This window comes from Mesorhizobium sp. M7D.F.Ca.US.004.03.1.1 (genome assembly GCF_003998635.1).
In the GTDB taxonomy this organism is placed as follows: domain Bacteria; phylum Pseudomonadota; class Alphaproteobacteria; order Rhizobiales; family Rhizobiaceae; genus Mesorhizobium; species Mesorhizobium loti.
In genome coordinates this window covers 1-3,041 of sequence record NZ_RZQG01000734.1, presented here as the reverse complement: position 1 = coordinate 3,041, position 3,041 = coordinate 1, and the positions used below count along the sequence as shown (strand labels likewise).

Genomic DNA, 3,041 nt, shown 5'->3' with positions numbered 1-3,041 from the left:
ATAGAAATGGGCGCGGGAGAGGTCCCGCGCCCATTTCTATGACGCTAAAAACAAGCCCCCGGTTTGCGGGCACTACCCCTTCGCTTCGACCAGGATCACCAGCGACTCCGGCACCACGCCGTCGTGAGCCATCGCGTCGGCGGCCGCCTTGCTCTGCATCAGCGCGGCCATCTTATCCATGTCCGGAACGTCCATCATCACGGCCACACGTTTCGGGTTCTGCGGATCGACGAAAGTGCGGATGTTGGTGATCCCAAGCGAGCCGAAAAGCTCCTTGCGCTTGGGTGAATTGAGCCAGTGCTTGCTGTCTTTCGTGATGTTGTGGTGGCCGATAACGGTTGGCATGGCATCCTCCCCTGGTTTTACGCAATTCCCAAGGCAAAGCGCTATGCGCTTTTCCCGGATTGCTGAGGTGTCGCCGGCGGTCGATATCGCCCGCCTGATGCTGCGATCCACCTGTGCCAGGCAGTGAGCGCCGTTTCTTTCTGGCTGTCAATTAGCTGCTGCTGATGGATACTGGGTGGTTTGTGGGGCTGCTGGCGCTTGGGGGAGCGCTCAAACGTCGAGGCAGACCTTGCCGAAATGCCTCTGGGATTCGTAGTGCGCGAAGGCGGTGGCGATGTCCTCAAGCGGGAAATGGCGGTCGACAACGGGCTTCAGGCGGTTGATCGCTATCGCCCGGATCATGTCCTCCTGGTCGGCCCGGCTGCCAATGGAAATGCCGCTGATACGGATCTGGTTCGAAAACACCGCCGGGATCGACACCTCAGCCGCAAAGCCGGTCAGGACGCCGATCAGGGCGATGTGCCCGCCCGTCCTGCAGGCCGCAATGGACTGCGCCAGCGTGGCGGGGCCGCCGACCTCGATCACGTGATCGACGCCGCGTCCGTCCGTCAAATCCCTGGCCTTGCGACCCCAGTCCGGCACGGACTTGTAATTGATGACGGTATCGGCGCCGAGGCGCCTGAGCCGCTCCAGCTTCTGCTCGTCGGAAGACGTGGCAATGACCTGGGCGCCGGCGGCTTTGGCGAATTGCAGCGCAAACAGCGATACGCTGCCCGAGCCGAGGACCAGCACCGTGTCGCCGGGCTTCAACTTGCCGCACACAACCAGGCCTCGCCAGGCGGTGACACCCGTGCAGGTGAGCGTCGCCGCCTCGACATGCGTATAGCCCGCCGGTGCCTTGGTGAAGGCCCGCGCCGGCATGCACACATACTCGCTGGCGAAGCCGTCAAAACTGTCCCCCGGAATGTCGCGCCGGGTCGAGGGCGTCATGTCACCGTCCAGCCACCATGGATAGAAGACGCTGACGACGCTGTCTCCAGGCTTGAATGCATCGACATCGCCGCCGATGGCGATCACCTCGCCAGCGCCATCGGACAGCGGAACGCGGCCGTCAACGAACGGTGTCTTGCCCTGCACCGCGAAGTCGTCACGCAGGTTCAACGAGCAGGCCCGGACCCTGACCAGCACATCACCCGGTCCTGGCTGGGGTGGATCTTCCTCGACCAGGTCGAGATTGCCCAAGCCGCCCGGCGCTCTCAGCCTGACCAGTCTCATTTGTCTTTCTCCACTATGTCGGCGTGTTGCAAAGGCGGGCAGGGTGGCAACCTATTGCCGGGCTTGCCGGCCGGAGATCACCCGCAGCCAGGGCGCCAGATGGAAGGCGCTCATCAGAAGATACATTGCCGGCATTCCGGTGAATGGCGAGGCATTCTCCCCCATGCACAGCATGGCCGCATCGCCACTGAAGACACAGGTGAGCAGCGCCATCACGGCAAAGGTCGGGGCCGCGGCAAGGCACAGCCAATCGGCGATGCCGAGGGTGGACGCATTGGTGCTTTCGGGGATCGCTCCGCTGGTGGCTGTGTGGATATCGAGCATGGTCTTTTCCTTGATGGTTGTGCCGTGCCGAGGTCAGGGGGACTGCGCCCTGCGAGCCCCCACTCCGGCCGCTACGCGGCCACCTCTCCCCCGCCAAAGGCGGGGGCGAGGAAGCTGGATAGCCCTTACTGGTCCTTGTCGCGGAACGCCGCTTCGCCGGCAGCCGACACTTGTTCCCATGTCTTGTCGGGTGCGGCGTCGTAATTGTCGTGCCAGTTCCACCAGCTGTAGAGAGGGGTCTGCGGATAGCCTTCGGGCGAATCCTCCCAGATCTCCTGGCGGCCGAGCGGCGTGGCGTCGAGATAGCTCCAGACGGTGCCCATCGCCTCGTCGCCGCGGCTGTTGATGAAATAGGTGCGGAAGATGCGGTCGCCATCGCGGATGAAGACGTTGTGGCCGTGCCATTCATCGACGCCGAAGTCTTTGTCGAAACTGTCCGTGATGGTGTACCAGGGCATCTCCCAGCCCATCCGCTCTTTCAGCCGGACAATGTCGGCCTGCGGAGCGCGCGAGGCGTAGGCAAGCGTGGTGTTGCGGGCATTGAGATGGGCGAGGTGACCGACCTGGTCGGCGCCGAGCGAACAGCCGCGGCAGGCATGCTCGGGCCAGCCGAACACGCCGGGCTCGAAGAAGGCGCGGTAGACGATCAACTGGCGGCGGCCCTCGAACAGGTCGAGCAGGCTCGCCTTGCCATTCGGCCCCTCGAAAACATAGGCCTTGTCGACTTCCATCCACGGCATGCGCCGGCGCTCGGCGGCCAATGCGTCCTTGGCGCGCAGCGTTGCCTTCTCTTTCACCAGCATCTGTTCGCGGGCGGCTTCCCAGTCCTGCCTTGAAACGATCGGCGGAGTCTTCATTGCAGTGTGCTTGGTCATTGGTCGTCTCCTTGTCAGTTTGCCGCCGCACTGTTGCGACGTGTTGCTGCTTGCTGGTCGTGAGCTAGGGTAGGGCGGTCAGGCGCAGCGGTGGGAGTTACAGATGTGACGGGATTTGAATCGCCAGGCCCGCCGCAGCAGGGATGGCGGATTCGCCCGGCGTGCCTGGCCGTGTCGATTGTCGCGTCGAGGGGTAGATCGGCTGAACTGGGCATCTTCTTCTCCGTTGGCGTGCCGTTGGTTGCCGGCACGGCTTGCTGGTTGACGGCCATGACTTAAGTT

The 3,041-nt window shown here is 63.5% G+C and carries 4 protein-coding genes; all 4 read right to left on the bottom strand.

Features of this window, described 5'->3' with window-relative positions:
• Positions 1-72: 72 nt before the first annotated feature.
• Complete coding sequence (locus tag EN935_RS28900) at positions 73-345, bottom strand: hypothetical protein (RefSeq protein WP_056591789.1); 273 nt, start codon at positions 343-345, stop codon at positions 73-75.
• Between the two features lie 210 nt (positions 346-555).
• The gene (locus EN935_RS28895; protein WP_127265063.1) at positions 556-1,560 is read right to left on the bottom strand and encodes an NAD(P)-dependent alcohol dehydrogenase; all 1,005 of its coding nucleotides are present in this window, start codon (positions 1,558-1,560) and stop codon (positions 556-558) included.
• 51 nt (positions 1,561-1,611) lie between these two features.
• A complete protein-coding gene (locus tag EN935_RS28890; protein ID WP_127265064.1) occupies positions 1,612-1,884 on the bottom strand; it encodes a hypothetical protein in 273 nt (90 codons plus the stop codon).
• A gap of 125 nt (positions 1,885-2,009) precedes the next feature.
• On the bottom strand, positions 2,010-2,759 hold the full coding sequence (locus tag EN935_RS28885) for a thioredoxin family protein (protein WP_109660717.1): 750 nt from the start codon (positions 2,757-2,759) through the stop codon (positions 2,010-2,012).
• Between the last annotated feature and the right edge of the window lie 282 nt (positions 2,760-3,041).